Origin of the sequence: Micromonospora sp. NPDC049799, from assembly GCF_040656655.1 — a bacterium.
GTDB lineage: Bacteria > Actinomycetota > Actinomycetes > Mycobacteriales > Micromonosporaceae > Micromonospora.
On the sequence record NZ_JBFAMU010000382.1, the window covers coordinates 1 to 4,788 of the forward strand.

At 73.7% G+C, this 4,788-nt stretch carries 3 protein-coding genes and 1 pseudogene; all 4 read left to right on the top strand.

Annotation, left to right across the window (positions count from 1 at the left end):
- Positions 1–187 precede the first annotated feature (187 nt).
- Positions 188–877 (top strand): MtrAB system response regulator MtrA, encoded by a 690-nt coding sequence (gene mtrA, locus AB0I76_RS22650; protein WP_120733217.1) that lies wholly within the window; start codon positions 188–190, stop codon positions 875–877.
- An 88-nt stretch (positions 878–965) separates the two neighbouring features.
- Entirely contained in the window at positions 966–2,645 is a 1,680-nt protein-coding gene (mtrB, locus tag AB0I76_RS22655) for an MtrAB system histidine kinase MtrB (RefSeq protein WP_357038809.1), read from the top strand.
- A complete protein-coding gene (locus AB0I76_RS22660) occupies positions 2,642–4,444 on the top strand; it encodes an LpqB family beta-propeller domain-containing protein (protein WP_357038806.1) in 1,803 nt (600 codons plus the stop codon). Before mtrB ends, AB0I76_RS22660 begins: the two co-directional genes overlap by 4 nt.
- Positions 4,445–4,448: 4 nt before the next feature.
- A pseudogene (locus AB0I76_RS22665) lies at positions 4,449–4,788 on the top strand (ComF family protein); the annotation flags it as partial.

A 4,788-nucleotide genomic window follows, 5' to 3' on the forward strand; every position in this document is an offset into this window, starting at 1 on the left:
GCCGCGCGGCGGTGGCGCGCGGCGCCGCACGCAGGGATCATGGTGACACGTGCGGTCCCGATCGGGTGGACCGCACGCCGCCCGGCGACGTCCGGACGCCGCCTGCTGTGCGCCGGCGGCCAACGGCAGTACCGTGCCGGGTGACGCCGATCCCACGCCAACGGAACGGGGATGGAAAATTAACCCCATGAGAGCCCGGGTACTGGTGGTCGACGACGACCCCGCGCTCGCCGAGATGCTCGGCATCGTCCTGCGCAGCGAGGGCTTCCTGCCCTCGTTCGTCGCCGACGGGGAACGGGCCCTGGCCGCGTTCCGCGAGAACCGGCCGGACATCGTCCTGCTCGACCTCATGCTGCCCGGCATGAGCGGCATCGACGTGGCGCGGTCCATCCGCACCGAGTCCGGGGTGCCGATCGTCATGCTGACCGCCAAGAGCGACACCGTCGACGTGGTCCTCGGGCTCGAGTCGGGCGCCGACGACTACGTGGTCAAGCCGTTCAAGCCCAAGGAACTGGTGGCCCGGATGCGGGCCCGGCTGCGCCGGGGCGAGGACGTCGCGCCCGAGATGTTGACCATCGGTCCGCCCGACAACCAGATCACCATCGACGTGCCGGCGCACACGGTCAGCCGTAACGGCGAGGAGGTGAAGCTGACGCCGCTGGAGTTCGACCTGCTGGTCGCGCTCGCCCGCAAGCCGCGCCAGGTCTTCACCCGGGAGGTGCTGCTGGAGCAGGTCTGGGGCTACCGGCACGCCGCCGACACCCGCCTGGTCAACGTGCACGTGCAGCGGCTCCGCGCCAAGATCGAGCCGGATCCGGAGCGGCCGGAAATCATCCTGACCGTGCGGGGCGTGGGCTACAAGGCGGGTACCGGATAGCCTGGTCTGCACCGTGACCAGCGCCCCGACCCCCCTGCCCGAGACCCCCGCCGGCTGGCGACCCGCCGCGGGGGCGCTCCGGCGTGCCCTGGTCGGCCGGGCCCTGGGCCTCGCCGCCGGGCTGCACCTCACCTGGCGGCGGTCGCTCCAGGTGCGGGTGGTGACCATCACGCTGGTCGCCTCCAGCCTCCTGGTCGGCGGCTTCGCGTACCTGATCGCCGACAAGATCACGAGCATCCTGCTGGACAACGCCGAGATCGACGTGAAGGCCCGGCTGGAGAGCGGCGCGACGTACGCGGCCAAGCAGTTCGGCCTGTACAACCAGCCGCAGGAGGCGCAGCTCCAGGACACCATCGACGGCACGGTCAACTACCTGGCCGGCGGTGATCCGCAGCAGGCGACCGGGGTCGTGGTCGCCCTGACGGCCGAGCGCTACCCGGGGGTCATCCAGCCGCGCACCTCACCGGCCGTCGACGTCCAGCCGTTGATCAGCCGCGAGCTGCGTGGCGTGGTGGCCGGCGGCGACATGGCGAGGCAGATCAGCACCGGCACGGTCGCCGGCACCCGGACGAAGTACCTGGTCTACGGCTCCCCGGTGCCCACCCGGTTCGGCCAGGTGGAGCTCTACTACCTCGTCCCGCTGACCCGGCAGGACACCACCGCGGCCGACGCCCGGGCGACCGTGGTCGCCGTCGGGGTGGCCCTGGTGCTGCTCCTGGGCCTGCTCGCCGCCCTGGTCACCCGGCTCGTGGTGATGCCGGTGCGGGTGGCCGCGCGGACCGCCCAGCGGCTCTCCGCCGGGCTGCTGGACCAGCGGATGGTGGTCAACGGGGAGGACGACCTGGCCCTGCTCGCCGCCTCGTTCAACCAGATGGCGACCAACCTGCAACGGCAGATCCTCCGGCTGGAGGAGATGTCCCGCCTGCAACGGCGTTTCACGTCGGACGTCTCGCACGAGCTGCGGACGCCCCTGACCACCGTCCGGATGGCCGCCGACCTGATCTTCGCCGAGCGGGACGCGTTCGACCCGGCGGTCGCCCGCAGCGCCGAGCTGCTCCAGGCCGAGCTGGACCGGTTCGAGGAGCTGCTGACCGACCTGTTGGAGATCAGCCGGTTCGACGCCGGCTTCGCCATGCTGGACGCGGAGCCGACCGACCTGGTGCCGGTGGTGCACCGGGTGGCCGACCGGCTCGCCGGCCTCGCCGAGCGGGTCGGGGTGACCATCGAGCTGGACGTGCCGACCGCCCCGGTGATCGCCGAGGTGGACCCGCGCCGGGTCGAGCGGGTGCTGCGCAACCTGGTCGGCAATGCGGTGGAGCACGGCGAGGCCAAACCGGTGCTGATCACCCTGGGCGTGGACGACACGGCGGTGGCGATCACCGTACGGGACCACGGGGTCGGGCTGAAGCCGGGCGAGGAGAAGCTGGTCTTCAACCGGTTCTGGCGTGCCGACCCGTCCCGGGCGCGGCAGACCGGCGGCACCGGGCTCGGCCTGTCGATCAGCCTCGAGGACGCCCGCCTGCACGGCGGGTGGCTGGAGGCGTGGGGCGCGCCCGGGCAGGGCGCACAGTTCCGGCTCACCCTGCCGGCCCGGGCCGGCGACCGGCTGACCACCTCGCCGCTGCGGCTGGTGCCCGGCGACGCCGCACTGCCCTTCGGCGGCCCCCGCGACGGCGGGCTGCTCGCCATCGGTCCGGGCAGCGGTGGGGTGCTGGCGATCGGACCGGCACCCGGTGGCGACGGCGGCCGGGCGGAGGTGGGCTCGTGACGCGACGTTTCCTGGCCGGTCTGATCGGGGGCGTGTGCCTGCTCGGCAGCGCCACCGGCTGCGGCATCCCGGACCGCACCGAGGTCCGGGTCGAGGGGCCCGGCCCGGCGGTCGAGGGTGGTGCGACAAGCTCCGGCCGCATCGAGCCACCGTCCCGCACGGCCGCCGACAGCCCCGAGGACTTCGTCCGGAACTTCCTCGCCGCGCCGGCCGGCGAGCCCGACCGGGCGTACGACCGGGTGCGGCAGTTCATCGAGCCTCGCGACCGCTCCGGGCTGCAGGAGAAGCGGGGCAGTGAGGTCGGGCTGACCGTGGTACGCCTGACGAAGAGCCCGGAGATCACCCCCAACCTGGACGACATCGACGTCACGATCACCGTCCAGCAGGTCGGCCGGCTGCGCGCCGACGGTGTGCTCGCCCCGCCGGAGGCGACCGAGACGTCGTACCGGTTCCGGCTGCGCCCGACCCTGGAGTCGGGTGACCAGACCGACTGGTACCTCGCGGACCCCCCCAACGTGCTGTTGCTCAGCGTCGACGCGCTGGCGGACCACTACCTGCCCCGGCCGGTCTACTTCTGGAGCTCCGACCGCAGCCGGCTGGTCCCCGACCAGCGCTACCTGCCGAGAGCGGTGCCGGAGGACCGGCGGGTCAGTGAGGTGGTCAAGTGGCTCACCGACGGCCCGTCGGAGTGGCTCGGCCGGGTGGTCAGCCCACTGCCCGACCGCACCCAGCTGATCAACAACGCCACCCGGACGGACGACCGGTGGGAGGTCGACCTCGACATGCCCGGGGAGGACCGGACCCGGGTGGACCAGCTCGGCACCCAGTTGGCGTGGTCGTTGTCGTGGCTCGACGGCCAACTGGAGCTCAAGATCCGCAACCAGCAGGGCGTCACGATCGACCTAGAGCAACGCCGGCAGGCGCGGCCCCTGTACAGCGTCGAGGGCACCCCGCAGCGGTTCTGCGTGTACGAGGGATCGATCCACGCGCTGTCGTACCCGGGTGAGCCGAGCGGGCCGGTGCCGGTGGCGGAGGCGGCCAACACCGGCGTGGTGTCCGCCGCGCTCAACCGGGCCGGCACCGGGGTCCATGCCGCACTGGTCGTCGCCGGCGCGAACGGCCGCAAGCACCTCTCGGTCGGCAGCGGGTTCCCCCCGGTGTCCGCCTTCGCGCGCAGCAGCGGCGCGGGCTGGTCCACGGTCAGTCGCCCGGTCTGGCTGCGCTCGGCGGCGCCCGACCCGCCGGTCGGGTTGGTCGTCGCGGACGGTGGTCTCTACCGGTTCGACGGCCGGGCACAGGTGAATGCGGTGCCGCTCGGTGTCGCCGGCACCGTCACCGCGGTGGCCGCCGCCCTGGACGGGCACCGGCTCGCCGTCGTCGTGGACGGCGTGCTCCACGTCGTGGCGGTCAACGTCGACGGGGGCGTGCTGGCCACCGGCCCCGCCCGGCGGCTGCCCACACAGCTGACCCGGTTGTCGGCCGTCGACTGGTACGACGAGAACCGGCTGATCGTCGCGGGTTCCGCGGCCGGCCGGTGGGCGCTGTACGAGCTGAGCGTGGACGGCGCGTTGGAGGTCACCCTCGAGCAGGACATCGGCTCCCCGGCGACCCACCTGGCGGCCTACCCGGCCAACCCGCGTGGGGGACAGTTCGGGCTGGCGATGTACGTCGCCAACCAGGTGGCGTTCCGCACCGGGCGGCCCCCCGAGCGCATCCAGCGGGAACAGGTCGCCGAGGTCACCGCGCCGCCGAGCGGGGTCCGCCCCGGCAACCCGACCGCCCCCTTCTTCCTGTACTGAGCCCGTGCGGGACCTCGGCGGGCTCTGGGCGGACCTCACCGACCTGGTGCTGCCGGTGGAGTGCGCCGGCTGCCGGGAACGGCGGCCGGGCCTGCGCCACGGGGTGTGCCCTGAGTGCGTCGCCACGGTCCACGACCTGCGTCCGCGGCCGGTGCGCCCCACCCCGGCCCCACCCGGCCTACCGCCCTGCGTGGCCCTCGGCCCGTACGCCGGCCCGCTGCGCGAGATGCTGCTCGCGTACAAGGATCACGGTCGCCACGGCCTGGCCCGGCCGCTCGGCGCGTTGCTGGCCGAGGTCGTCGCGGCGGCGGTCGGTCCGGTGCGGCCGGTGCTGCTGGTGCCGG